Raw genomic sequence first — 26,599 nt, 5'->3', positions numbered from 1 at the left:
ACAGCCATGCAGCTTACTCAGTGGGCTACGCCGTCTGCGCTTCCATTTTCTGGCGCAGACTCAGGGGGCGCATGTCGGTCCAGACTTCTTCGATGTAGGCCAGGCATTCTTTTTTGAAGCCGCTTTTGCCAACTGTGCGCCAGCCGTTAGGAATGGCTTTGTAGTCGGGCCAGATCGAATACTGTTCTTCGTGGTTGACCACCACTTGAAAGACGATGTCTTCCCGATCGAATACTGAAGTCATTGCTGCTCTCCGTGTGTGTTCAGTGCTGCCGTGCCAATTCATGGCAGCTATAGGGATTGAACGTATCACTACGTCAAAAAATTAAAGCTGTGCAACAGAGGCGTTGAGTGCGCGACCGAAAATTTCAGCCACTTCGTCGACCTGCTCGGCAGTGATCACCAGCGGTGGCAGGAAGCGCACCACGCTGCCATGTCGACCACCCAGCTCTAGAATCAGCCCGCGCTTGAGGCATTCACGCTGGATCAGCGGGGCCAGACGGGCAAATACCGGCGGGTGCCCCTGCGCATCTCGCGCACCGGCCGGATCGACCAGTTCGACGCCGAGCATCAGCCCGCGACCACGAATATCGCCCAACTGCGGAAAATCGCGCTGCAACGCTCGCAAATGCTCCGACAAACGAGCGCCCATGGCTGTCGCGTGTTTGCAAATATTGTGTTCCTGAAGATAGCGCATTACTGCCGAACCGGTAGCCATTGCCATCTGATTGCCGCGGAAGGTTCCGGCATGGGCGCCCGGCAGCCAGGTGTCGAGCCATGAACGATAGACCACCACCGCCAACGGCAGGCTGCCGCCGATGGCTTTGGACATGACTACCACGTCCGGGATGATCCCGGCGTGCTCAAAGGCAAACATCTTGCCGGTGCGGGCAAAACCGCTCTGGATTTCATCGACAATCAGCGCCACACCGGCCTTCTCGGTGATCCGCCGCACGCCGCGCAACCAGTCGAGATCAGCAGGAATCACACCGCCCTCGCCCTGCACCACTTCAAGAATAACCGCTGCTGGCAGTTGCACGCCGGCTTCCGGGTCGTTCAGCAGATTCTCCAGATAGTGCAGGTTGGCACGCACGCCCTGTTCGCCGCCAAGCCCGAACGGGCAGCGGTAATCGTAGGGATAGGGCAGAAACTGCACGCCCATACTGAGCAAGGCACCGAGCGGCTTTTTCGGCCCCAGGCTGCCCATCAGGCTCAATGCGCCCTGGCTCATGCCGTGATAACCGCCCTGAAACGACAGCACCGTACTGCGTCCAGTAGCTGTGCGTACCAGTTTCAGCGCAGCTTCCACCGCATCGGTACCGGTCGGGCCGCAGAACTGAATCTTCGCGTCGTCGGCCAACGCTGGCGGCAACAGGCCGAACAGGTCCTGAACGAACCGGTCCTTGACCGGCGTAGTAAGGTCCAGGGTGTGCAGCGGCAGCTCGTCGGCGATAACCTGCTGGATCGCTTCGATAATCACCGGGTGGTTATGCCCGAGCGCCAGCGTGCCCGCGCCCGCCAGGCAGTCGATGAAGCGCCGGCCTTCAACGTCCTCGACGTGAATGCCCTTGGCGCGCTTGAGCGCCAGCGGAATACGCCGTGGGTAGCTGCGCGCATTGGACTCCTGGCGACTCTGCCGGGCCAGCAATGGTGATTCGTCGAACTGATAGAGTGTTTCAGCCGCTGCCGGAGTAGTCCGAGTCAACTGATCGTCGATAAACCTGGTAGCGACTGACATCTGTACAACCCTCAATACGCTGCGTGAATGACCTGAGGCACGACGATTGGCCATGCTGATTCCGGTGTTTATTCCTTCCCTTGAAAACGCACCAGCGAGCTGTGGATTTACACCCAGTGACGAGTTTTTTATCCGCAGCGCCAGCGCTCCGACCAGAGGCCGATCAGAACCCTTCCAGTTCCGCCATCAAGTCCGCCAGGCGGTCGAATTTCTGCTCGTCGACCTGCGCCCCGCCAAGGCTTTCAAGATGCTCGGCCAACGCCTGAACGGTGTTGAATTCGAACATCGCCCGCAATGGCACGTTACGTTGCAGCAGCTTCTGCGCACGGGTGACCACTTGCGTGGCCAACAGTGAATGCCCGCCCAGCTCAAAGAAGTTGTCGGTAATACCCACGCGCTCGACCTTGAGCACATCAGCCCAGATGGTCGCCAGTTGCTGCTCCATCTCGGTCTGTGGTGCGAGGTATTCCTGCTGCGCCTGGCTGACGTCCGGCGCAGGTAGGGCCTTGCGGTCGAGCTTGCCGTTCGGCGTCAGAGGCATAGTCTCCAGAATCACCAGATGCGCGGGCACCATGTAGTCCGGCAGGCTGGCCTTGAGGTGGCTTTTCAGCGTGTCTCGCAACGCATCGTGATCCTGCGTCGCAGCGCTTGGCACCAGATAGGCCGCCAGCACTTTGCCCAGCGGGCCGTCGACGTCCAGCACTACAGATTCGCGGATTGCCGGATGCTCCAGCAGATGGGTTTCGATTTCGCCCAGCTCGATCCGATAGCCACGAATCTTCACCTGATGATCGACCCGACCGACGTACTCCAGCACGCCGTCCTTGCGCCGCCGCGCAAGATCACCGGTGCGGTACAGACGCTCGCCCGGCGCACCGAACGGATGCGGTACGAAAACCGGCACCGTACGCGATGGATCAGCGACATAACCGCGACCGACCCCAACCCCGGCGACGCACAACTCGCCCACTGCGCCCAGCGGCACAAGGTCCAGCGCGTCGTCGAGCAGGTACAGGCGATTGTTGTCGGTCGGCGAACCGATCGGCAGGTACGCGCTGCGTGTGGAGTCTGCGTCAACGCGGAAGAACGCCACGTCGTCGGAACATTCAGCCGGGCCATAGGCGTTCACCAGCCCGATAGCCGGGTAGCGTTGCAGCCACTGGCTGGCCAGTTCAGGCGGCATGGCTTCGCCAGTCGGCAGCAGCCAGCGCAGGCTATCGAGGGTGGCGTGCTGTTCGGCAAGCAGGCCGGTTATCAGTGACGGCACGCTTTCCAGCACGCTGATACGCTGCGCCTGCACATGCGCCAACAGTGCCTGCGGGTCACGAGCGATGTCGTTCGGCACAATGTCTACCCGAGCGCCAAACAGCGGTGCGGCGAGGAACTGCCAGACCGAGATGTCGAAACTCTGCGAGGCGGTCTGGGCGATGACATCGTGGTCGCTCAGGCTCAGGTAAGGCACTTTGCTCAGCTGGTTGTTGAGCATGCCGCGCTGCTCGACCATCACGCCCTTCGGCAACCCGGTGGAGCCGGAGGTGAAAATCACGTAAGCCAGGTTATCCGGTGCGCTGTAACGACCCGGATTGTGCTGCGCTGATTCGCTCTGCTGCACGTCTTCCCAGACCCGCAACTGCGGACGATCGGACTCGGGCAGCGCATCGAGCAGCGCCCTGCCCTGTTGCAGGCAATTCGCGCTGCACACCAGCACCGGCGTGCGGCTCTGGGCGATGATGCCGCTCAGTCGCACATTCGGCAGCGCCGGGTCCAGCGGCAGGTAACCGGCACCGGCCTTGAAGCTGCCGATGATCATGCCGAGCAGTGCAGGCCCGCGCTCGGCGAGCAAGGCAACCGGCTGATCGAAACTGACACCGGCCTCGATCAGCGCATGGCCCAGTCGATTGCTGGCGATATTCAGCTCGGCGTAGCCAAGCTGGCGATCCAGACAACTGACCGCAATACGCTCGGGATGCGCTTCAACCTGCGCCTCAAACAGTTCGACGTAGCTCTTATCCAGCGGGTAAGCGTGATCGCTCTGGTTGCAGCCCTCGATCAGGAACGTGCGCTCCTGCTCGCTGACCAGCGCCAGCCCGGCCATGTCGCCATGGAAACCTTCGATCAGCGCCAGCAGCAGGCGCTTGAATTCGCCGAGCATGTTCTGCACGGTGGACTCGTCGAAATAACGCTGGTCGTAGGACAGGTGCAGGCCTAGGTCATCACCCGGATAGCAGACGGCCGTCAGCGGATAGTTAGTGTGGGTGCGACCGGAATCCGAGGTGGCATTGAGGCTTTGCGCACGGTCGAGCACCGAGACTTCCACCGGCGCGTTTTCAAACACGAACAGGCTGTCGAACAGCGGCTGGCCCTTGGGCAGTTCGCTGTTTTCCTGAATGGTCACCAATGGCAGGTATTCGTACTCGCGCAACTGCATGTTGCTGTCCAGCAACTGGCTCAGCCACTGGCGCACACTGCAGCGCTGTTCGTCACCCGGCATACCGACGCGCAGGGCAATGGTGTTGATGAACAGCCCGACGGTGCGTTGCATCTGCGGCAGTTCCACAGGACGACCGGCTACGGTAACGCCGAACACCACGTCGCGATCACCGCTCATGCGCCGCAAGGTCAGCGCCCACGCCGCCTGGGCGAAGGTGTTGACAGTCAGTTGATGTTGTTGCGCCAGCTTGCGCAGTTTTGCGCCGTCGCGCTCATCAAGACGGGTGTAACAATCGCCCACCACCATACCGCCGCTGTCGCCGGCATGTTCACGCAGAAATGGCCGGTCGCTGGGGATCGGCGTCGGCCGCTCGAAGCCGCGCAGGTTGTGCTGCCACCAGTCACGCGCCTGCGCCAGACCACGGCGTTGCAGCCAGCCGATGTAGTCGCGATAGCGCGGCGCAGGCGTCAGTTGTGCTTCACGCCCTTCGCCCAACGCGGTGTAAATGTCGAAGAAGTCGTTCATCAGCAGCGAACGGCACCAGGCATCGATGAGGATGTGGTGGTTGCTCATCATGAACCAGTAGCGCGCTTCATCGACGCGGATCAGGCGCAGGTGGAACGGCGGCTGATTGAGCAGATCGAAACCGGCCTCGCGCTCGGACTTGAGCAAGGCCTGCAAGCGCGGTTCCTGTTGGTCCGCCGGCACATCACGCCAGTCCAGATAATCAATCGGCGTGCTGCCTGGCTTGTGAATGACCTGCAGCATGGTTTCGCCGATGTCCCAGCAGAACGAGGCACGCAGCGCTTCGTGACGGGCGATCACCGCCTGCCAGGCCTGGGCGAAACGTTCCGGGTCCAGCGCGCTGTTGATGCGGTAGCGATCCTGCATGTAATACAGGCCGGTGCCGGGTTCCAGCAGGGTGTGCAGCAGCATGCCCTCCTGCATCGGCGTCAGCGGGTAGACGTCCTCGATGTGGCTTGCTGCGACCGGCAGCGCGTCGAGCTGCGCCTGATCCAGATCGGCCAACGGGAAGTCGGAAGGCGTCAAGCCGCCGCTGCTATCGCTCAGGCAGTGGGCGATCAGCGACTGCAATTGCGCCAGGTAAGCCTGCGCCAACGCTTCGATAGCGGCGGGTTGATAGCGCTCGGCACTGAAAGTCCAGCGCAGCAGCAATTCGCCGCCATACACCTGGCTGTCGATGCTCAGCTCATTGGGCAACGGCGCATGCGGATCGTGGGCCGCGCCTGCCGACTCTTCCAGCGGACGAAACAGCGCATCGCTGGCGAAGCTCTGGTCGAACTGGCCGAGGTAATTGAAGGTGATCGGCGCCACCGGCAGCGCCTGCATGGCGGCCTTGCTGGCACTGTCGGCCAAGTAGCGCAGCACGCCATAGCCCAGGCCTTTGTGCGGCACCTGGCGCAGTTGCTCCTTGATTGCCTTGATCGAGTCGCCCGGTGCTGCATCGACAGCCAGCGCGGGGGTGAGGCGCAGCGGATAGGCGCTGGTGAACCAGCCCACGGTGCGCGTCAGGTCGATGTCGTCAAACAAGGTTTCGCGACCGTGACCTTCCAGCTGGATCAGGGTCGATGGCTGCCCGCTCCAGCGGCAGATCACCTGCGCCAGCGCGGTGAGCAGCAGGTCGTTGACCTGGGTGCGGTAAGCGCCGGGGGCCTGTTGCAGCAGTTGCCGGGTACGCTCTGCATCCAGTCGTACGCTGACCGTTTGTGCGTGACGATTCTGCTGGCCGCCCTGCGAGTTATGGCACGGCAGATTGGTCGCAGGACCGCCCAGTTGACGCTGCCAGACATGCAACTCTTCACGTAACGATTCATTACCCGCATAGGCCTGCAAGCGCGCGGCCCAGTCGCGGAACGCACTGGTCTTGGCGGCGAAACGCACTGGCGTAACGTCGCTCAACTGGCGATAAGCCGTTTGCAGATCGTCGAGCAGAACACGCCACGAAACGCCATCAACCACCAGGTGGTGAATAACCATCAACAGGCGTTGCTGGCCCTGCGCCCCGTCAACCAGCAAGGCACGCAGCAGCGGGCCGTTTTGCAGGTCGAGGCTGCGCTGAGTGTCGGCGTACAAGGCTGCACATTCGGCCATGTCAGCGACCCGCGCCTGTATCAGCAGGGTTTCGGCGGTGACGGCTCGGTGCTCGGCCTGCCACTTGCCGTTCTGCTCGGTAAAACTCAGGCGCAAGGCGTCGTGCTGTTCAAGCACGACACGCAACGCCTGCTCCAGAATACCTGGATCAAGGGCGCTGACCGGCTCCAGCACCAGCGACTGGTTCCAGTGTTGTCGCTCGGGGATTGGCGTTTCGAAGAACCAGTGCTGAATCGGCGTCAGCGCAGACGCACCTTCAAGCAGGCCCTGCTCGGCCTGGATCAGTTCGCTGGCGGTCGCCACGGCGGCGAGAGTCTGCACGGTCTGGTGCTGGAACAGGTCGCGCGGGCTGAAATGAATGCCCACCTGACGCGCGCGGCTAACCACCTGAATCGACAGAATCGAATCGCCGCCCAGCTCGAAGAAGTTGTCGTTGACGCCGACTTTCTCGACGTTCAGCACCGCACACCAGATCGCCGCCAGTTGCTGCTCCAGCTCGCTGGCAGGCGCGATGTAGTGCTGACGATTGAGTTCCGGGTCCGGCGCAGGCAGCGCGCGTCGATCCAGTTTGCCGTTGGCGGTCAGCGGCATGCTGGCGAGCAGCATCAGGTGGGTCGGCACCATGTAATCGGGCAGTTGCGCCTTGAGATGCGCTTTCAGCGATTCACGCAGTTGCGCCTGCTGTTCATCGCCCTGCCCGGCCACCTCACTGACCAGATAAGCGGCCAGCTGCTTGCCCGACGGCGTGTCCAGCGCCAGCACCACGGCTTCGCGAATCGACTCATGCTCAAGCAATCGGCTTTCGATTTCGCCCAGTTCGATGCGGAAACCACGAATCTTCACCTGATGATCGATACGCCCCAGGTATTCCACCAGCCCGTCGGCACGCTGGCGCACCAGGTCGCCGGTGCGATACAGACGCCCGCCATTGCTGGCAAACGGGTCAGCCACGAAACGTTCGGCGGTCATGCCGGGGCGCTGATGATAGCCCTGCGCTAGACCCGCACCACCGATGTACAGTTCGCCGCTCGCGCCCTGCGGCACCAGCGCCAGATCGGCGTCGAGAATATAGGCCACGCGCGCGCCGACGATGCGTCCAATCGGCACGCTGGCTTCGCCTTCCTCCAGTTGCTGCGGCGCCAGGCTGGCCAGCGGCATGACCACGGTTTCGGTCGGGCCGTAGGCGTTGAACAGCAGTTCTGGCTGAAACACCGCGCGAATCCGCTGCAAGTGTTCGCCGGTCAGCGCTTCACCGCCGGTGATGCACATGCGCACCGGCAAGGTCTGGCCCTGGGTCGCCAGCCATTGCGCCAACTGGCTGCCATAGCTGGGGGTGAAACCGAGAATATTGACCTGCTGCTGACGAATCAGCGTGCAGATTTCTTCGGCGTCCCATTGGCCCTGAGCGCGCAACACCACGCGCGCGCCGCTGAGCAACGGCACCAGCAGGCGCTCGGTAGCAGCGTCGAAGTTGATCGAATAAAAATGCAGTTCACAGTCGTCAGGCTGCATGTCGAAACGACGGATTACCGCCTGACAATGCATGGCGATTTCACCGTGGGACACCACCACGCCTTTGGGCTTGCCGGTCGAACCGGAGGTGTAAATCAGGTACGCCTGATGCTGCGGCAGGCTGATAAACGGCAGTTCATCGGACGAGAAAGACGCCAGCAGCGGCTGATCGTCTTCCAGGCACCAGCGGGCCACACCGGCAGGCAACTCGCCCAGCGCGGCAAACAGCGCACGATCGCTCAGCAGCAGGCCGACGCCGCTGTCTTCGATCATGTAGTGCAGGCGTTCCAACGGATATTCCGGGTCCAGTGGCACATACGCACCACCGGCCTTGAGGATCGCCAGCAGGCCGACAACCATATCCAGCGAGCGCGGCAGCGCCAGGCCGACCCGCACCTGCGGGCCGACGCCACGCTGGCGCAGCATTCCGGCCAGTTGGTTGGCACGGGCGTTCAGCTCGGCGTAGCTCAGGGTTTCGCCGGCAAAGGTAAGCGCCGCGGCCTGTGGACGCAGTTGGGCCTGCTCGGCAAACAGACTGTGAATGCACTGATCGAGACGCTGCTCGCCCGCTTCGACGCCGAGGCTATCGAGCAATTGCTGCCGCTCTGCATCCTGCAACAGCGGCAGCTCACTCAAACGCTGCTGCGGATCGACGAGCAGCGCCTGCAACAGGTTCAGCCAGTGTTCGGCCATTTGCGTGATGCGCGGTTCGTCGAACAGATCGGTGCTGTAGGTCAGGCAGCAACCCAGACGGTGATCCAGCTCGGTGACTTCCAGGTTGAGGTCGAATTTGGTGGCCCGTGCATCGTTGACCAGGTAGTCGACGGTCATGCCCGCCAGCTCGCGGCTCTGCTGGAACTCCCAGCGCTGCACGTTGCACATCACCTGGAACAGCGGGTTGTAGGCCGCGCTGCGCGGCGGTTGCAGGGCTTCGACCAAATGATCGAACGGCAGGTCCTGATGCGACTGGCCTTCGATGACCGTATGCCGCACCTGCTCAAACAACTGCGCAACGCTCATTTGCCCGTCGAGCTGCACGCGCAGCACCTGAGTGTTGAGGAAAGCCCCGATCAGCCCTTCGCTTTCCGGCCGAATACGGTTGGCCACCGGCGCACCGATGCGCAGGTCGTTCTGACCGCTGTAACGGTAGAGCAGCACCGCCAGTGTGGCGGTCATGGTCATGAACAGGGTCAAACCGTTGCGAGCGTTGAACGCACGAACTTTCGCGGCCAGTTCGGGATTCAGATCGAAGCGATACAGTTCGCCTTGGTGACTTTGCACAGGCGGGCGTGGCCGGTCAGTGGGCAGTTCCAGCAGCGGGTGTTCGTTGCCCAGTTGCGCGGTCCAGTAATCCAGCTGACGCTGGCGTTCGCCAGCTTCCATCCACTGGCGCTGCCACACGCTGTAATCAAGGTATTGCACCGCAAGCGGTTCCAGCGGCGACGGCTTGCCGTCCAGGAACGCCTCGTAAAGCAGACCCAATTCGCGAGCGAAGATGTCCATCGCCCAGCCTTCGGTGACGATGTGGTGCAGGGTCAGGACGAAGTAATGCTCAAGCTCTGCAGCTCTGACCAGACAGGCACGCAGCAGCGGCCCGGTTTCCAGATTAAAGGGCTTATGCGCCTCGCTGTCGGCCAGCGCCTGAATGCGCTGCTGACGAACGTCGGCAGGCAGCGCCGAATAGTCCTGCCATTGAACACTCAGGCCGGTCTGTTCGGCGACTTTCTGGCAGGCCACGCCATTGATGCTCGGGAAGGTAGTGCGCAGGGTTTCGTGGCGCATGATCAAGGCTTGCAACGCGGCCTCGAAACGCTCGATATCAAACACGCCGTTCAGGCGCGCCATGCCACCGACGTTGTAGGCCGGGCTGTCCGGTTCCATCTGCCAGAGGAACCACATGCGCTGCTGGGAATAGGACAACGGCAACGACTGGCTGCGGTCGACGCGGGCAATCGGTTGCAGGCTGCTGCGTGCGCCCGACTGCTGAATGCCTTGAACCTGCTCGGCAAACGCGCCCAGCTCGCTGGCTTCGAACAGCGCGCGCAATGGCAGGTCGATGTCGCATGCCTGACGCACACGGGAAATGATCTGCGTTGCCAGCAACGAGTGCCCGCCCAGCTCGAAAAAGTCATCGCGCAGGCCGACACGTGGCACGCCGAGCACTTGGCGCCAGATACCGGCGATCTGCTTTTGCAGGTCGGTTTGCGCTTCGACGTGTTCGCGGGTCTGCCATTGCGGCTCGGGCAAGGCGCGGCGATCCAGCTTGCCGCTCGGGCTCAGCGGCATGCTGTCGAGACGCACCAGTTGCGCCGGAACCATGTAGTCCGGCAGTTCCAGCGCCAGTGCCGACTTGATGCGTTCGGCCTGAACGTCCTGCCCGGCTTCAGCAGTGTAATAACCGATCAGTTGCGGACCAGCAGCGGTTTCGCGCACCAGCACGGCGGCATGACCGACACTCGGTTGAGCCAGCAGGCGGGCTTCGATTTCCTGTGGTTCAACGCGGAAGCCACGCAGTTTGACCTGCTGATCAAGACGCCCCAGATATTCCAGCGCGCCATCAGCCGCCCTACGTACCAGGTCGCCGGTGCGGTAAAGGCGCTCACCCGGCTGACCTAGCGGGTCGGCGATAAAGCGCTCGGCGGTCAGCCCCGGACGGTTCAGATAACCGCGCGCCAGGCCAATACCGCCAATACAAAGTTCGCCGGCAACACCGCGTGGCAGCGGGTTGAGCTCGCTGTCCAGCACGCGGCACAGCACATTGCCCAGCGGGCGACCAATCGGTGAACGCAGGCCGTCGGCAAGCTGGCACTGCCAATGAGTGACGTTGATCGCGGTTTCGGTCGGCCCGTAACGGTTGTGCAGTTGCACGTTCGGCAGTTGCTCCAGCACCCGGTTGCGCAGTTCACTCGGTAGCGCTTCGCCGCCGGAGAACAGGCGACGCAGGCTGCTGCACTGCTGCGTCAGCGGTTCGTCGATGAACAGTTGCAGCAGAGGCGGCACGAAATGCAGCGTGGTCACGCCATATTCGTTGACCAGTTGCGCGATGCGGTGCGGGTCGCGGTGTTCGCCAGGGCCTGCCAGCAGCAGGCGGCTGCCGGTGATCAACGGCCAGAAACATTCCCACACCGACACGTCAAAGCTGATCGGTGCCTTTTGCATCAGCACGTCAGTTTCGTCCAGCGCATACGTGGCCTGCATCCATTGCAGGCGCTCGGCCAAGGCCGCGTGGGTGTTGCCGACGCCTTTGGGCTGGCCGGTCGAGCCCGAGGTGTAAATCACATACGCAAGATTGTCGCCGTGCAGGTGCAGGCCCGCTGTGCTGGCCGGCCAGTTGTCCAGGTGCAGCATGTCCATCGCGACCGTGCAGACCCCTTCTGCGCTCGGCAGATCACCTAGCAAATGGCTCTGGGTCAGCAGCAGCTCGACGCCACTGTCTTCAAGCATGTACGCCAGTCGATCAATCGGGTAATCCGGGTCCAGCGGCACATAAGCACCTCCGGCCTTGAGAATCGCCAAAAGGCCGATGAGCAATTGCGGCGAACGCTCGGCGGCAATCGCCACCCTGACGTCCGGGCCGACGCCCTTGTCGCGCAGGTAGTGCGCCAATCGATTGGCCTGGGCGTGCAGGCTGGCAAAATCGAGACTGCCGCCCTCCCACACCAACGCCATGCGTTCCGGGGTATGTAGCGCCTGACGCTCCAGCAGTTCCGGCAACCACACGTGCGCAGGTATGCACGGCGCAGCGCTCCATCGCGCCTGTTCGGCCTGCTCGTCCGTGCTGAGCAATTGCACATCACCCAGCGCGACCTGCGCCTGTTGGCTGACCTGTGTCAGCAGGCGAACATAGTGTTGCGCCAGACGCACGATGGTATCGCGCTCGAACAGCTCGTCGGCGTAGTCGAAGGACAGGTTCAGGCGACCATTGCGGTCTTCTTCACTGTGCAATTGCAGGTCGAACTTGGCCTCGCGGCTGTGCCACGGCAGCTCTTCGGCGAGCAGGCCCGGTAGACGGCGCAACGCGCCGAGGTCGCGTTGCTGATGGTTGAACATGACTTGAAACAAACCATGCTCGCGCGCCTGCGGAAATGCTTCGACCAGTTGCTCGAACGGCACGTCCTGATGCGCCTGAGCATCGAGTGCGGCTTGGCGGGTCTGGCTCAGCAGGGTCGAAAACGGCAGGCGCGGGTCCAGTTGCGCGCGCAGCACCAGGGTGTTGATGAAGAAGCCGATCAGCCCTTGGGTTTCATGGCGCGGACGATTGGCACCGGGCACGCCGATGCGAATGTCGGTCTGCCCGCTGTAACGATGCAACAAAGCCTGGAAGCCCGCCAGCAGAAGCATGAACGACGTCGATTGCCAGGCTTGCGCAGTGTTGCGCACCGCAGCGCTCAGTTCGACGCTCAGGCGCAGGCTGTAACGTGAAGCGCTGTGTTGCTGGCGTAGCGAGCGCGGATGATCAGTGTTCAGCGTCAGGGTCGGCTGCTCATCGCCCAGTTGCTGTTTCCAGTAAGCCGACTGCCGCTCGGCCTCGCCCTGCGCCAGCCACTCACGCTGCCATTGGCCGTAGTCGGCGTAGCGCAACGGCAAAGGCGCCAGCTTCAGAGTCTGGCCCTGAACAGCCGACGCATAGAGACTCGAGAACTCGTCGATCAGCACATTCAGCGACCAGCCATCGGCAATGATGTGGTGCAGCGTGACCAGCAACTGATGATCTTCTTCGTCCAGTTGCAACAGCGTGACACGCAGCAACGGACCATTTTGCAGATCGAACGGCAGGCGCGCCTGCTCTTCACGGATCGCCAGCGCACGCGCCTGGCGCTCCTCGCCTGCCAGATCACTGATGTCCAGCGTATCGATATGGAACTCGTCTGGCGTATCGATACGTTGCAGGGCTGTGCCGTCGTGCTCGTAGAAGCGCGTGCGCAGCGACTCATGGCGCTCGATGAGGCGCTGGAAACTGCTGCGCAATGCGTTGATATCAAGCTCGCCGCGCAGGTGAAGCCCGCCGGGAATGTTGTAGGCGCTGCTCTGCGGATCAAGCTGCCAGAGGAACCACAGGCGGTTCTGTGCCAGCGATTGCGGCAGGTGCTCGTTGCCGGGCAGCCGGGCGATAGCGTTCTGCGCCTGACTTCTGCCTTGCGATCCAGCGATCTGAAGCGCTTCTATTTGCGCAGCGAAGGCCGCCAGCGTCGGCGCTTCGAACAGCAGGCGCAGGTTCAGGTCGATGCCGAGCGTCTCGCGCAACCTGGCCACCACCTGGGTCGCCACAATCGAGTTGCCGCCCAGCAGGAAGAAATGGTCGTCGGCGCTGACCTGTTCGCACTGCAACTGCTCGCACCAGACGCTGGCGATCTGCGCTTGCAGGTCCGAGCCGGTGCGTGAAGTACGGTGTTGCAGGGTTGTGTCGATTGCCGGGAATACGGCATAGCTGTCGAGGCTGCCATCGGCCAGACGCGTACGACACGCCGAGCGCTGCAGTTTGCCGCTGGAGGTTTTGGGCAGCGCGCCCGGATTGAGCAGCGCAACGACACTCGGCGCTTCCTGAAAGGCCTCGGCCACGGTTTGCCGGATGATCTTGATCAGCGCTTCGGGCGAGAGGATTTTCTGCACACTGCGGCTGATTTCGGCAGCGATGCCGATGCCCTCGCTGCCATCCTGATGGACTGCGAACGCGGCAATCCGGCCTTTGCGCAACACATCGACCTCGCGTTCGATAACTTTTTCAATGTCCTGTGGGTACAGGTTGTGGCCACGGACGATCAGCATGTCTTTCAAACGGCCGGTGATGTACAGCTCGCCATGCCGCTGAAAGCCCAGATCGCCGGTGCGCAGCCAGGTTTGGCCTTCATGCTGGACGAATGCCTTGGCGGAGGCTTCTGGGTTGCGCCAGTAGCCGTGGGCGATGCTCGGCCCACTGGCCCAGACTTCGCCAATGCTGTTTTCAGCCAGCACGTGCAGGGTAACGGGGTCGGCGATCAACACGCCGTGCCCCGGCTGGCCTGTGCCGCAGCTCATGACCGGCTGACCGTCGCCCAGCTCGGCCACATTGCGCGCCAGGGCCTGCGCATCCAGATGCAGCGAAGGAATACCCTTGCCGCGCTTGCCGCCGGCCACATACAGCGTGGCTTCTGCCAGCCCGTAGGACGCCATGAAGCTGTCCGGCGTGAAGCCACAGCTGGCGAATTTCTCGGCGAACGCATTCAGGCTGTCTTCGCGGATCGGCTCGGAGCCGGAATACGCCACGCGCCAGCGGCTCAGGTCCAGCCGCTCCAGCGCCGAATCGCTGACCCGCGCGCTGCACAGCTGGTAGGCGAAGTCAGGCCCGCCGCTGATGGTGCCGCCGTATTCACTGATCGCCTCCAGCCAGCGCAATGGGCGCGTGAGGAAATAGGCCGGCGCCATGAGAACGCACGGAACACCGCTGAAAATCGGCTGCAACAAGCCGCCGATCAGGCCCATGTCGTGGTACAGCGGCAGCCAACTGACGATCACGTCGTCCGGGTTGACGTCGATGCCGAAGCCATGCCGAATCAACAGTTCGTTGGCGACCAGATTGCCATGAGTGACTTGCACGCCCTTGGGCAAGGCCGTCGAGCCGGAGGTGTATTGCAGAAACGCGATGTCGTCGGCGTGCAGTTGCGGACCCTGCCAGCCATCGGCCGACGCGCTGTCCAGCGTATCGACACACAGCAGTGGCGGCGCATCGGCAGCGGCCAGCTCTTCCATCTGCAACAGGGCAGGCTGCACGTCGGAAGCGGTCAGGACCAGACGTGGCTCGGCATCGGCAATGATCGACAGCAGCCGCTCCTGATGATGACGGCGGTTGGATTCCGGTGGGTAAGCCGGCACCGCAATGACCCCGGCGTACAGGCAGCCGAAAAATGCAGCCACATAGTCCGGCCCGCTGTGGAACAGCAGAACCGCCCGATCACCTGGCTCTGCCTGACGTTGCAGCGCAGCAGCGATGGTCCGCGCGCGCAGGTCCAGATCACGGTAGGTCAACACCAGCCCCTGACTTTTCTCGTCGGTAAGAAAACGCAGAGCCAGCCGATCAGGCGTCTGCAAGGCGCGACGCTGAAGGGCCTGAGCCAGAGTGTCGGGGAGTTCAAACGCATCCATGATGGGGTTCCTGCTAGGTTCGGCGTGCCAGATAAAATCTGAATTTCAAGAAAAGACGCGCGTCCCGTGGTTAGGTCGCGCGCTAAGCAAAAGAGCCAGACGGCTCAACCGGCAGCCCGGCTCATCAGCCGTGATGCGCTGTTGCGCCAGCGGGTCAGGTGCAATTCGGAATAACGCCGCAGATGGCGAAGCAATTGCGCCTGCTCCTCGATCAGATAGAAGTGATGCCCTTCGAACATGTCCAGCGAGAACCCGGTGCAGGTCTCTTCCTGCCAATCCAGCAGCTCCTCGACGCTGATGCTGTCCTGTTTGCCGCCGAAGATATGAATCGGCACGCTCAACGGTTCGCGCTCGCCGTACACAAAGCTGCCGCACAACAGAAAATCGGCGCGCAGTATGGGCAGCATCAGTTGCATCAATTCGTCATTGGCGATGACGTTCTCGCTGGTGCCCTGGAGCTTGCGCAGTCGCGCAATCAGTTGCTCATCGGTCTTGGCGACGACGTATTCGCTGACATCGCGGCGCACCGGGCCGGCAGTGGACGAGGCAAACAACGCCAGCGGCGCGGGCAGACCGCGTTCGCGCAAGGCATGTGCAAGTTCAAAGGCCAGCAACCCACCCAGACTGTGACCGAATAGCGCATAAGGCGTGTCCAGTTCTGCACTGATTTCGTCTGCCAACTCACTCGCCAGTTGCGCGATATCAGTCTGCAACGGCTCATCCATGCGCATGCCACGGCCGGGAAGCTCCAGCGGGCGTACGTTCAGCCACTCGGGTACTTTGCGCCGCCAAAGGCCGTAGAACATCGCACTGGCACCTGAGTAAGGCAGGCAGAACAGCGTCAGACTCACGGGCGTGCTCATGGCTGAACCGTCCGTCTGCTGGCGCGAATGTAAAAGCGGCGAGGCGCGTGATCGAAACGCATGAGGCTCTCCTGAAGTATTCCCTGGCTGCAACCGTGGTCGGGCCTGTCACCAATGAGAACGGATGGCGCCTGGAAATAATTAGTGAGGGTGCCAGCAGCAAGCGCGCAATGCTCAGCACTGCCCTTTTAAAGTGCGCTGATTGGCTTTCGCATTTGACAATAATTATCATTAAGGCTAATTTGCTGCCCCATGTGACGGCGCTGCTACTCCTGCAGCCCTCCCCCCCATTGGTTTTGCAGCAAGGTGAATTCCATGACGGAACACGTAATCACAAGTAAGTGCGACTCACCGTTACTCCAGGCATTCGTCGACAACTATCTGCTGCTGGTCAAGATTGCCGCGCGCATCGTGGGCTGCCGCTCGCGCGCCGAAGATGTCGTGCAGGATGCGTTCTTCAGGTTGCGCTCCGCGCCGCAGGCCACGCTGACCTTCAAGGCACAGCTCAGCTATCTGTTTCAGATCGTGCGTAACCTGGCCATCGATCATTACCGCAAACAGGCGCTGGAACAGAAATACACCGGCCCCGAGGCCGAGGGGCTGAACGTGGTGATTCAGGGTGCATCGCCAGAAACCTCACACATCAACTTCTCCAGCCTGGAGAAAATTGCCGACGCACTGGGCGAGCTGCCACCCCGCACCCGTTATGCGTTCGAAATGTATCGCCTGCACGGCGTGCCGCAAAAAGACATCGCCAAGGAACTGGGGGTTTCGCCGACGCTGGTCAACTTCATGATTCGCGACGCGCTGATTCACTGCCGCAAGGTCAACAGTGCCAGCGCCGAAGCCTGAGCGCAGGCGATTCTGCCAGACGAAAAAAATCCGGGGCCATGGCTCCGGATTTTTTGTTTCAGCTGACTATCGGTTGTCGATCAGCGGCTGACCTGGTACTCAGGCTGTATTTCCGGCATGGCCGAGGAATGGTGGTTGAGAATCCTCCACTCGTTGCCGACGCGATGGTAGAGAAACGAATAACGTGCCTGTACCTTGGTCTTCTTGCCGTCCGCAGCTGTCAGGGTGAAGGTATAGACGCCATTGTCCGCAGCGGCATCAGGCCCCAGGCGACGGATCTCGCGGTAGTTGATCTCGCCAACCGGCTTGAGCGCCAGGAAGTGATCGAAGTAGTCCTTGATCTCCGCCGGAGTGGCACGCACCTTGTTGGAGACCGTAGGCTGCAGGACAGCGTCCGGCGTATACAGCGACGCGACAGTTTGCGAGTTGCCAGTCTGCAGGGCCTTGTTCCAGCGATCAAACAGACCCGCGATTTCCTTGTCGTTCACGTTGCTTGGCTGCTCGGCCACCATACGGTAGGTGTAGCCGGACGGTTCGGCAGCAGCCTGGACCATCGGTGCGCTCACAACCAGCAACAGGGCCAGGGCGGTCAATTTAGTTTTCATCGCTACTCTCCTACGGGGATCTGTTCAGGGATTCAGTGAGTGCCACTTTGCCCGCCCCGCCCCTTCTCGCCATCGGCCAACCGGGGTTATCTATGTATGCCAATCGGCAGATAGGCTTTACCTCCCGATGCGGTTCTAATAGCGTCACTTCTGTATATGCCCGCGCAGGTGTAGCGCCTCGCCGATATAGCGTTCGCCGACATGGCCCCTCGCTGGAGACCTCATGCAAAGCCCACCTCACGATCCGGCAAGCGCACTGGCCATCCGCAATCAATATCGCCAGTCGCAAAGTCGCGCAGCACGCCTGCGCCTGCTGGTCGACACCGGTCAGGAACTGACCCAGTTGCCACCTGAAGCGATGCGCCTGCGCGTCTTGCAACGTGCCTGTGCGTTCGTGGCCATGGACCATGGCCTGCTGGTGGAATGGGGGGCAGGCAACGGTGTGCAGACCACCGCCAGTCATGGCAACGTCGACCGCCTGAACACCCTGGAAACGGCTGCCGACCCGCTGGTCATCGGTCCGCAATGGCTGGAGCGCCCCGGAACAGACTCCCCTTGTGTGCTGCTGCTGCCCTTGCGCGGGGCTGACGAAGGGGCTTTCGGCACGCTGCTGCTGGCCAGTAGCGTTGCCATCAGCGTGCCGGACAACGAAGACATCGAGTCCCTGCAACTGCTCGCCACCCTGCTCGCGGCGCACCTTGAGAACAACCGTCTGCTCGACGCCCTGGTGGCGCGGGAGCGAACCATGTCCGAGCTGGTGCGCCAGCTGTTTACCGCCCAGGAAGACGAACGCAAACGCGTGGCCTACGACCTGCATGACGGTCTGGCGCAGACACTTGCCGGCCTGCACCAGCGCCTGCAAGGCTTCGCCGGGCGCTGTCCGGCCCTGCCTGAACCGCTGGATGCCGATCTGCAAGCCATTCTCAAGCTGGCGCAGCATTGCGTTGGCGAGGGTCGGCAGCTGATCAGCGGCCTGCGCCCGAGCGTGCTGGATGATTTCGGGCTGTTGCAGGCAATCGACAAAGAGGCCGACCGACTGCGTGACGCGGGGATCGTCGTGCAATGGGCCTCGCGCTCTCTGACCCGCCTGCCCAGTCAGCTGGAGATCGCGCTGTTTCGCATCGCTCAGGAAGGCATCAATAATGTGCTCAAACACGCTGACGCAAGCAGCGTAGACTTGGCGCTGGAGCTGAGTGACGGCAACATTTCACTCAGACTGGAAGACAACGGCCGTGGTTTCATCACCGACAAATCGCTGACTGGCACTGGCGTTCAAAAGCTGGGCCTGGTGGCCATGCAGGAACGCGCCAGCCTTCTGGATGGCCGCCTGACCTGTGTCAGCCGACCCGGACGCGGCACCCGGCTGCGGGCCGTGGTCCCTTTCAATGCAGACAAGGCAATGACATGACTGACACCGTGCGACTGGTTCTGGCAGACGATCATGAAGTAACACGCACCGGATTCGTCTCGCTGCTGGCGGGCCATCCGGAATTCGAAGTGGTCGGCCAGGCAGCCGACGGCCAGCAAGCCATCGATCTGTGCCAGGAGCTGCAACCGGACATCGCCATCCTCGATATCCGCATGCCGGTACTCAACGGCCTGGGCGCCGCGCGGATTCTTCAGCAGCGCATGCCGGGTCTGAAAGTAGTGATTTTTACCATGGACGACAGCACCGACCATCTGGAGGCCGCCATCAGCGCGGGTGCGGTGGGTTATCTGCTCAAGGACGCGAGTCGCGATGAAGTGATTGCCGGCCTGCAACGCGTGGCACGCGGCGAAGAAGCCTTGAACAGCGCCGTCAGTGCGCGCCTGCTGCGCCGCATGACCGACCGCAGCAGTAGTGGCGCGAGCGTCCCGGTAGCACTGACACCTCGCGAACGTCAGGTACTCGGGCTGGTGGCGGGCGGCTTCAGTAACCGGGAAATCGGCGAAAAGCTGGGTATCACCACCGGCACCGCCAAGGCGCACGTGGAAAAAGTGATCGGCAAGCTCGGTGCTTCAGACCGTACCCAGGCCGCAGTGCGTGGCGTTGCGCTGGGCCTGGTGAGCCAGTCGACGAGCGACTGGCAATGAATGCACCAGGCAGCAGCCGCTGGGAAGACCTTCCATTACGAGGCAAGGCGCTGGTAGCAATTTCCCTGCCGCTGGCGATGCTCATGTTTTCGCTGGTGCTCATTTATATTGCCGAACGCCAGACCGCGCAAGCCGAGGAAGATGTGCGGCGCGTGCTGCTCGTACAAGGCGACATCCAGACACTTCATACTCAGATCGCAGAAGCCGCGGCTGGTGTGCGTGGCTATCTGCTGACTCATCAGGAGGACTTTCTGCCCGGTTACATCAATGCACAGCCGCTGATCGAAGCAGCGTTGACCCGGCTCAACAGCAATATCCGTGATGGGCAAATGCGTGAACACCTGAAAGCCATTGAACCGCTGATTCATACCAAAGTAGATGGCCTGGAAAAACTGCGCACAATGAGCACGGAAGACCGCAAAACCGTTGCCGCCATTCTGGTCGAAAACAAGTACGTTCTGGACCGTTTGCGCGAACGGATCGGCATCATGCGCGAGCGCGAAGACGCTCTGCTGGCAGAACGTACAGAAGCCGCTGCGGCCACACGTGAGCGCCTGTTGCTATCCACCCTTTTAGCCGCAGCCTGCGGAATCATCGGCGCCATTCTGGCGGTACTGATGCTGTCCAAAGGCATTGTCGCCAGGGTGCATCAGGTGCAGCGCAATGCGCAGCGTCTGGCCCTCGGACACCCGCTGCTGCCCCAGCCGCCTGAAAAGGACGAGATTGGTCAGCTCGGCACGCGCCTGATCGAAGCCGGTCAGTTGCTGGCCGAGCGTGAACGGGCGTTGCGCGACAACGAGGAGCGGTTACGACTGATCATCGAAGGGGTGAAGGACTACGGCATCTTCGCGCTGGACCGCGATGGTTATGTCACCACCTGGAACGCGGGGGCCGAGCGCATCAAGGGTTACACCGAGCAGGAAATCATCGGTCAGCACTTCTCGGTCTTCTATCTGCCACAGGAATGCCCGCAACACCCCGACATGGCGCTGCACGAAGCCACCGTCAACGGGCGGTATACCGAAGAAAGCTGGCGACGGCGCAAGGACGGTAGCCGGTTCTGGGCCAGCGTGGTGATCACTGCGCAGTACGACAGTCAAGACGAACTGCGCGGTTTTTCCAAGATAACCCGCGACATCAGTGATCGCCGCGTGGCTGAAATAGCCCTGAGCACCGCCCGAGAAGAGGCCGAGCGTGCCAGCCGGGCGAAAAGCGAATTCCTCTCGCGCATGAGCCATGAGCTGCGCACCCCGCTTAATTCCATCCTGGGGTTTGCACAACTGCTGGACATGGATTCGCCTGCCAGCCAGAGACCGCAAATCGGCCACATTCTGCGGGCGGGTCAGCACCTGCTGAAGCTGATCAATGAAGTGCTCGACATCGCCAGAATCGAAGCCGGTCACGTTTCACTCAACCTCGAACCTGTGCCGCTGTCGAGCGTGCTCAGGGAAGCGCTGGTGCTGGTTTCGCCGATGGCCACCGATGCCAGCATTGAACTGAGTGAACTGCCACAACTGCCTGACGAACTGGGGGTGGTCGCTGACCGCCAGCGCCTGATACAGGTGTTGCTGAACCTGCTGTCCAACGCCATCAAATACAACCGACCCGATGGCAAGGTGCGAATCGAGGTCGGCCAGTCTGCCGGGCGAGTCACTGTCAGCGTGGTGGACACCGGGTACGGGATTGCACCCGAACGTATCGGTCAGTTGTTCAAGCCATTCGAGCGGCTGGATGCCAACCCGAGTGTCGAGGGCACCGGGCTGGGCCTGGCACTGAGCAAGAGCATGCTGGAAATGATGCACGGCGGGCTGTCGGTGGACACCACACTGAACGAAGGCTGCCGCTTCACCCTTGAACTGCCTTCTGTGCTCGTACGCCCGCCCGCTGTCCAGCTGCTGCGTCCACCTGATACAGCACCGGCGTCCAGCCCCGCTACCCGCCCGGCGTATCATGGCAAGCTGCTGTGCATTGAAGACAACCTGTCGAGTATGGCCTTGATCGAGACGCTGCTGCAGCGCAGGCCGGGCATTCAGTTGCTGTCGAGCATGCAGGGCCAGCTTGGTCTGGACCTGGCCCGCCAGCACGCGCCGCAACTGATCCTTCTCGACCTCAACCTGCCCGACCTCAAGGGCCTGGAAGTATTGCAGCGGTTGCGGCGCTTGCCGGCGACCGCTCACACCCCGGTGCTGATGATCACCGCCGATGCCAGTGACAGCACCCAGCGCGAGCTGAAGAGTGCCGGGGCAACGGCCATCCTGATCAAACCCATTCAAGTGCCGGTATTCCTGGCGCTTCTCGATCAATACCTACCGGAGCCCACATGACCGGAGACTTCCGCATTCTGATCATCGACGACCAGCGGCCCAACCTGGATTTGATGGAGCAACTGCTCGCCCGCGAAGGGCTGACCAATGTGCTGAGCAGCACCGAGCCGCTGCGCACGCTGGACCTGTTCAACAGCTTCGAACCCGACCTTGTGGTGCTGGATCTGCACATGCCCGAGTTCGACGGCTTCGCGGTTCTGGAACAGCTCAACCGGCGCATCCCGGCCAATGACTACCTGCCGATCATGGTCCTGACCGCCGATGCAACTCGCGACACGCGCCTGCGCGCGCTAGCCTTGGGCGCACGGGATTTCATCAGCAAGCCTCTGGATGCACTGGAAACAATGTTGAGAATCTGGAACCTGCTGGAGACTCGCGCGCTGTACAAATCCCTGCGCAAGCTGGTGCCGCCGGAAAACATCGAGTTGCTGCGCCAGCCACGAACGCTCGCGCAGCAATAAGGCCTGGTCTACTTGATTACTTGACGAGCGTCACTGGCACCGACACTTCGTGGATCACCCGCGTGGCCACCGACCCCAGCAGCAAGCCACCAAAGTTGCCAAGCCCGCGAGTCCCCATGACAACCGCCTCGCAACCGAGCCGCTGAACTGCGGCCTCGACCTGCTCGGCAACGTTGCCCAGATCGACATGGGCATGGAACGGCACGCCAGCGGCAGCCAGCAGCGCCACCGCTTCGTCCAGCACACGCTTGCCTTCATTGGTCAACCCGGTTTTAACGCCTTCAATCATGTCAGGCGCCAGATAGAGGCTGTAATCGATAGGACTGGCCTGCACATTCAGAACATGCACTTCAAGTGACTTCTTGAGATCGGCAGACAGTTCGATGACATGTCCCAGGGCACGCATGGCGTGCTCCGAGCCGTCGAAAGGGACCAGGACTTTGTGCATGTGGTTTTTCCTTGTTGGTTTAGGCAGTCAATATAATGCGTTGACCGACAGGCAACCACTGCTGAACGACGGCTTTTTGAGCGGCCGATGATTGCCTTGGGGGACAAGGTCTTTTGTAACCTGCGTCAGAAAGGATGGTACTGGTATAACCAGGTTTCAGATAACGTCTGATCACCCAGACGCAGATAAAGACGCATCTCCACCGGCTCTAGACCCTCGACAGCAAGATCGAACTGCGCTCGCCAATGTCCCGCGATGCCATCTGGCACAGGATGCGTGAAGACATAGGAATAACTGCCTCTTGAGCAGGACAGTACGGCTTCGGGAAAGACGTCAACGGGAATCTTTTCGAGTGAATGGCCCTGAAACTCGACCATGAATTTGCGCACCCCGATAGGCCGAGGTTGTCCGGGCTGCCCGCCATTGCCAAGGCGTGTTGCAACACACCGCGCCAGCTCGCTATCGGGATAAGGTTCGTCATCCAGCCAGTGCATGCGATAACTGAGCCGATACTCGGTCCCCGGCACCGCTGGTTTTTCAGGCACCCACATGGCAACGATATTGTCGTGGATCTCGTCGTCTGTGGGGATTTCAACCAGTTGCACTGTACCCTTCCCCCAATTGCCCTGAGGCTCAATCCACAGACTCGGTCGCCGTCCGTACTGCACGCCGTCCAAGTAGTGGTTGAAGTCGCGATCTCGCTGCAACAGACCAAAACCTTTCGGGTTATTGTCGCTAAACGCAGATGTCATCGTCCGCGAAGGATTGTTCAGCGGTCTCCAGATACGCTCTCCGGTACCTGTCCAGATCGCCAGACCATCGGAGTCGTGCACCTCGGGCCGCCAGTCAACGGCAGTCTTCTTGGCCTGCTCACTGAACCAGTACATCGAACTGGCAGGTGCGATGCCGAATCTCTGAACTTCGCTACGCATGAACAGTGCTGCTTCGACATCCATCACCACGCCTTTGCCTCGCTGCATGACAAACCGATAGGCGCCGCAGACACTGGGTCCATTCAACAGCGCGTATAAAACCATTGACCTGGATTTAGTATCGGCAGAAGTTTCAAACCAGAAGTCGGTGAAATCGGGAAACTCTTCCAGAACCCCCGCCTGGGCAACGTCCAGCGCGATACCTCGCGCTGAAAGACCGTATTGATACTGCTCACCAATGGCCCGAAAGTAGGCTGCACCCAGAAAGGAAGCCCAGTCATTGCTGCGGCTTTCAAGCTTTCCTTGTTTATCCCGGCGACTTTCCTGAATACGAAACCCCGCAAAACCTGCCTGGTGGCGCAATTGACGAGCGGGACTGTCTTCGGGGATATCGAAATATGCCTGATCGTAAACGATTTCTTTCGCCACGCCCTTATCGACAACATGAAGCCGCACAGGCTTGGGAAAGAATTTGCCAGGGTGAAAGAAGGTGATCGGAAACTGCCCCTGACCATCAGCGAACAACGTGTACTCAGGCTTGAAGCGGATTTTGTTATGGGCATCGTAATCCAGCTTCTCCATCAGATTCGCACTGGGACTGGAAGAAGCAATGTATGGCTGCATCGCCATGTCATGCGCTCGCTGCATCAGCAAGTCAAAAGAAAAGGGCTCGTCTGCGCCCATTTTTAATCGTTTATTAGCGTGTGCGGAACTAGGGATACCTGATGCAAGCAACAACGCAGATATCGAAGAAAACTCCAAAAAGTTTCGTCGATTCAACATGGTGGGGAAGACGCCTGGTGGAATTGGTCTGAGCTTAGATCAGTACACCAAAGCCACCAGCCCGCTGGTCCGCTTAATGCCCGCGAAGAAACTCTGCGGCTTTGTCCAGCAACAGCATGGGGTCATCCGCCTTGTGAATATCAACCGACAGCAACTGACGAAAACGCCGTGCGCCCGGAAACCCCAGACCGAGGCCAAGCATATGGCGAGTCACATGGTGCATGTTGCCACCGCTGGCAATATGCGCCGCAATGTAAGGCCGCATTGCCTCCAATGCAGCATGACGGCTGATGACCGGCGCCATGCTGCCGAACAACTGCTGATCCACCTGCGCCAACAGATACGGGTTGTGATAGGCCTCGCGACCCAACATCACACCATCGAAGACCTGCAGATGCTCGCTGCACTGCTCCAGCGTCTTGATGCCGCCGTTGAGCACAATTTCCAGATCGGGAAAATCAGATTTCAACTGCGCAACCACGTCATAGCGCAGCGGCGGAATATCGCGGTTCTCCTTGGGTGACAGCCCCTCAAGAATCGCAATACGCGCATGAACCGTAAAACTCTGGCAACCCGCCTCCTGCACCGTGCCGACGAAATCACACAGCTCGGCATAACTGTCGCGGCCATTGATGCCGATGCGATGCTTAACCGTGACCGGAATAACCACCGCATCGCGCATGGCCTTCACGCAATCAGCCACCAGTTGCGGATGCGCCATCAGGCACGCACCGATCATGTTGTTCTGCACCCGATCGCTCGGACAACCGACGTTCAGATTGACCTCGTCGTAGCCCGCCTCTTCAGCCAGCCGCGCACACGCAGCCAGATCCGCAGCTGTGCTACCACCCAGTTGCAATGCCAACGGGTGCTCGGTCTCGTCATGACGCAAGAACCGATCACGGTCGCCATGCAACAAAGCGCCGGTGGTGACCATTTCGGTGTACAGCAACGCGTGCCTGGACAGCAGACGCATGAAGTAGCGGCAATGGTGATCGGTCCAGTCCATCATGGGGGCGACGGAGAAGCGTCGGGACAGCACAGCCCTTGATTCACCAATGTTTACTGGGCTTTCTTGATTTTCTCTGATCATATTTACTGGTCTTTTATACAGCTATTTTTACCCATTTCAGCTTGTTTTTCAGAAGCATTTGCTACAATGTAGCAAACCGATTCTGAAATGTAGCAAATGACATGGGCACAATCACGGCACGGAAACGCAAAGACAAAACCACTGGCTTCACGGCACAGATTCGGATCAATAGGGTCGGCCAACCAGTTTATCAGGAAACCCAAACCTTCGATCGTAAGCAGGTTGCCCAGGCATGGATCAAAAGACGTGAGGCGGAGCTAGCCGTACCAGGTGCGATAGAGCGCCAAAATCGCCAGGCTGCCAGCGTCAAACAAATGATTGATCGATACCTTGATGAGTATGAGAAGATTCGCCCTCTGGGCAAGACCAAGCGGGCAACCCTTACCGCCATCGGCGAGAGTTGGCTGGGGGCGGTAGCAGACTCAGCATTGACGAGCCAGAAACTGGTTGAGTACGCACAATGGCGTATGGGCAAGGAAGGTGGAGGAGTTCAGGCACAAACTGTGGGAAATGATTTGTCGCATCTAGGAGCAGTACTGTCCGTAGCGAAACCAGCTTGGGGGTATGAGGTTGCTCCTCATGCAATGTCTGATGCGCGAATCGTCCTCCGTAAGCTGGGAATGGTCAGCAAAAGCAAGGAGCGCACCCGCAGACCAACTAAAGAAGAACTCGACGCCCTGTTTACGCACTTTTTTGAAATACAGCTACGTAAGCCCTCTTCGATAAACATGCCCAAAGTGCTAGGGTTCGCGATATTTTCAACGCGTAGACAGGAAGAAATAACTAGGATTCGCTGGGATGATCTGGATGAAAAACGTCAGGCTGTGCTGGTCAGAGACATGAAAAATCCCGGACAGAAGATCGGCAACGATGTCTGGTGCCACCTTCCTGACGAAGCATGGGCAATCCTGATGAGCATGCCTAAAGGGTGTACTGAGATATTCCCATACAACTCAGATTCTATATCCGCCGCATTCACCCGGGCCTGCAAGTTTCTGGAACTGAAGGATCTGCACTTTCACGATATGCGACACGACGGCATCAGCAGGCTTTTCGAAATGGACTGGGACATTCCCAGAGTTTCAAGCGTGTCAGGCCATCGTGATTGGAATTCGTTGCGACGGTACACTCATTTGCAAGGACGCGGCGATCCGTACCAAGGCTGGGAGTGGCTAAAGCGGATTGTGAATGCAGAGGTTGACCTTGGCACACGTACCAACCAACGCTAGTGCTGCAATCAACTCCAGCGTGGC

Annotated in this window: 14 protein-coding genes; 6 read left to right on the top strand and 8 right to left on the bottom strand. The window is 60.6% G+C overall.

What is annotated here, in order from left to right:
- Window positions 1-25 precede the first annotated feature (25 nt).
- From ALO43_RS22450 to ALO43_RS22435, 4 genes are all read right to left on the bottom strand, one after another.
- Window positions 26-244, bottom strand: coding sequence for an MbtH family protein (locus ALO43_RS22450; RefSeq protein WP_003304661.1), 219 nt, complete (start codon window positions 242-244; stop codon window positions 26-28).
- 81 nt (window positions 245-325) lie between these two features.
- Window positions 326-1,738 (bottom strand): aspartate aminotransferase family protein, encoded by a 1,413-nt coding sequence (locus tag ALO43_RS22445; RefSeq protein ID WP_024671210.1) that lies wholly within the window; start codon window positions 1,736-1,738, stop codon window positions 326-328.
- Between the two features lie 163 nt (window positions 1,739-1,901).
- A complete protein-coding gene (locus ALO43_RS22440; protein WP_054998087.1) occupies window positions 1,902-14,912 on the bottom strand; it encodes a non-ribosomal peptide synthetase in 13,011 nt (4,336 codons plus the stop codon).
- Window positions 14,913-15,016: 104 nt separating this feature from the next.
- Complete coding sequence (locus tag ALO43_RS22435) at window positions 15,017-15,775, bottom strand: thioesterase II family protein (protein WP_054998086.1); 759 nt, start codon at window positions 15,773-15,775, stop codon at window positions 15,017-15,019.
- 315 nt (window positions 15,776-16,090) lie between these two features.
- Here ALO43_RS22435 and ALO43_RS22425 point away from each other — a divergent pair, with 315 nt between their 5' ends.
- Entirely contained in the window at window positions 16,091-16,627 is a 537-nt protein-coding gene (locus tag ALO43_RS22425; protein WP_005887607.1) for an RNA polymerase factor sigma-70, read from the top strand.
- 80 nt (window positions 16,628-16,707) lie between these two features.
- Here the strand turns inward: ALO43_RS22425 and ALO43_RS22420 are convergent, their stop codons facing one another.
- A complete protein-coding gene (locus tag ALO43_RS22420) occupies window positions 16,708-17,232 on the bottom strand; it encodes an SgcJ/EcaC family oxidoreductase (protein ID WP_005887606.1) in 525 nt (174 codons plus the stop codon).
- Between the two features lie 223 nt (window positions 17,233-17,455).
- Here ALO43_RS22420 and ALO43_RS22415 point away from each other — a divergent pair, with 223 nt between their 5' ends.
- The 4 genes from ALO43_RS22415 to ALO43_RS22400 are packed head-to-tail and all read left to right on the top strand — an operon-like array spanning window position 17,456 to window position 22,090.
- Window positions 17,456-18,640, top strand: a complete 1,185-nt coding sequence (locus ALO43_RS22415; protein ID WP_005887605.1) for a sensor histidine kinase — start codon at window positions 17,456-17,458, stop codon at window positions 18,638-18,640.
- Window positions 18,637-19,305 (top strand): response regulator, encoded by a 669-nt coding sequence (locus ALO43_RS22410; RefSeq protein WP_024670888.1) that lies wholly within the window; start codon window positions 18,637-18,639, stop codon window positions 19,303-19,305. The genes ALO43_RS22415 and ALO43_RS22410 overlap by 4 nt, the downstream gene beginning before the upstream one ends.
- Window positions 19,302-21,629 (top strand): ATP-binding protein, encoded by a 2,328-nt coding sequence (locus ALO43_RS22405; RefSeq protein WP_024690981.1) that lies wholly within the window; start codon window positions 19,302-19,304, stop codon window positions 21,627-21,629. Before ALO43_RS22410 ends, ALO43_RS22405 begins: the two co-directional genes overlap by 4 nt.
- Window positions 21,626-22,090, top strand: coding sequence for a response regulator (locus tag ALO43_RS22400; RefSeq protein WP_002552910.1), 465 nt, complete (start codon window positions 21,626-21,628; stop codon window positions 22,088-22,090). Before ALO43_RS22405 ends, ALO43_RS22400 begins: the two co-directional genes overlap by 4 nt.
- Before the next feature lie 16 nt (window positions 22,091-22,106).
- Here ALO43_RS22400 and ALO43_RS22395 read toward each other — a convergent pair whose 3' ends face one another.
- The 3 genes from ALO43_RS22395 to dusA form a co-directional block, all read right to left on the bottom strand.
- Window positions 22,107-22,538, bottom strand: coding sequence for a universal stress protein (locus ALO43_RS22395; protein WP_005887602.1), 432 nt, complete (start codon window positions 22,536-22,538; stop codon window positions 22,107-22,109).
- A 125-nt stretch (window positions 22,539-22,663) separates the two neighbouring features.
- Window positions 22,664-24,154, bottom strand: a complete 1,491-nt coding sequence (locus tag ALO43_RS22390) for an OpgD/OpgG family glucan biosynthesis protein (RefSeq protein WP_005887600.1) — start codon at window positions 24,152-24,154, stop codon at window positions 22,664-22,666.
- Window positions 24,155-24,326: 172 nt separating this feature from the next.
- Window positions 24,327-25,346 (bottom strand): tRNA dihydrouridine(20/20a) synthase DusA, encoded by a 1,020-nt coding sequence (dusA, locus tag ALO43_RS22385; RefSeq protein ID WP_054998085.1) that lies wholly within the window; start codon window positions 25,344-25,346, stop codon window positions 24,327-24,329.
- 101 nt (window positions 25,347-25,447) lie between these two features.
- On the opposite strand from dusA, the gene ALO43_RS22380 reads away from it, so the two are divergent.
- Complete coding sequence (locus tag ALO43_RS22380; protein ID WP_054998084.1) at window positions 25,448-26,575, top strand: tyrosine-type recombinase/integrase; 1,128 nt, start codon at window positions 25,448-25,450, stop codon at window positions 26,573-26,575.
- Window positions 26,576-26,599 lie beyond the last annotated feature (24 nt).

It is taken from the genome of Pseudomonas tremae (assembly GCF_001401155.1).
GTDB lineage: Bacteria > Pseudomonadota > Gammaproteobacteria > Pseudomonadales > Pseudomonadaceae > Aquipseudomonas > Aquipseudomonas tremae.
The sequence above is the reverse complement of the archived record's forward strand: the minus strand, read 5'-3'. Positions and strand labels throughout refer to the sequence as shown.

What these genes read in the sequence shown, in the direction of transcription:
- ALO43_RS22440 (WP_054998087.1), bottom strand. Translation starts at nt 14,912, where the DNA reads ATGGATGCGTTTGAACTCCCCGACACTCTGGCTCAGGCCCTTCAGCGT.
- ALO43_RS22435 (WP_054998086.1), bottom strand. Translation starts at nt 15,775, where the DNA reads ATGAGCACGCCCGTGAGTCTGACGCTGTTCTGCCTGCCTTACTCAGGT.
- ALO43_RS22450 (WP_003304661.1), bottom strand. Translation starts at nt 244, where the DNA reads ATGACTTCAGTATTCGATCGGGAAGACATCGTCTTTCAAGTGGTGGTC.
- ALO43_RS22425 (WP_005887607.1), top strand. Translation starts at nt 16,091, where the DNA reads ATGACGGAACACGTAATCACAAGTAAGTGCGACTCACCGTTACTCCAG.
- ALO43_RS22395 (WP_005887602.1), bottom strand. Translation starts at nt 22,538, where the DNA reads ATGCACAAAGTCCTGGTCCCTTTCGACGGCTCGGAGCACGCCATGCGT.
- ALO43_RS22405 (WP_024690981.1), top strand. Translation starts at nt 19,302, where the DNA reads ATGAATGCACCAGGCAGCAGCCGCTGGGAAGACCTTCCATTACGAGGC.
- ALO43_RS22445 (WP_024671210.1), bottom strand. Translation starts at nt 1,738, where the DNA reads ATGTCAGTCGCTACCAGGTTTATCGACGATCAGTTGACTCGGACTACT.
- ALO43_RS22410 (WP_024670888.1), top strand. Translation starts at nt 18,637, where the DNA reads ATGACTGACACCGTGCGACTGGTTCTGGCAGACGATCATGAAGTAACA.
- ALO43_RS22415 (WP_005887605.1), top strand. Translation starts at nt 17,456, where the DNA reads ATGCAAAGCCCACCTCACGATCCGGCAAGCGCACTGGCCATCCGCAAT.
- ALO43_RS22380 (WP_054998084.1), top strand. Translation starts at nt 25,448, where the DNA reads ATGGGCACAATCACGGCACGGAAACGCAAAGACAAAACCACTGGCTTC.
- ALO43_RS22400 (WP_002552910.1), top strand. Translation starts at nt 21,626, where the DNA reads ATGACCGGAGACTTCCGCATTCTGATCATCGACGACCAGCGGCCCAAC.
- ALO43_RS22420 (WP_005887606.1), bottom strand. Translation starts at nt 17,232, where the DNA reads ATGAAAACTAAATTGACCGCCCTGGCCCTGTTGCTGGTTGTGAGCGCA.
- ALO43_RS22390 (WP_005887600.1), bottom strand. Translation starts at nt 24,154, where the DNA reads ATGGGCGCAGACGAGCCCTTTTCTTTTGACTTGCTGATGCAGCGAGCG.
- dusA (WP_054998085.1), bottom strand. Translation starts at nt 25,346, where the DNA reads ATGATCAGAGAAAATCAAGAAAGCCCAGTAAACATTGGTGAATCAAGG.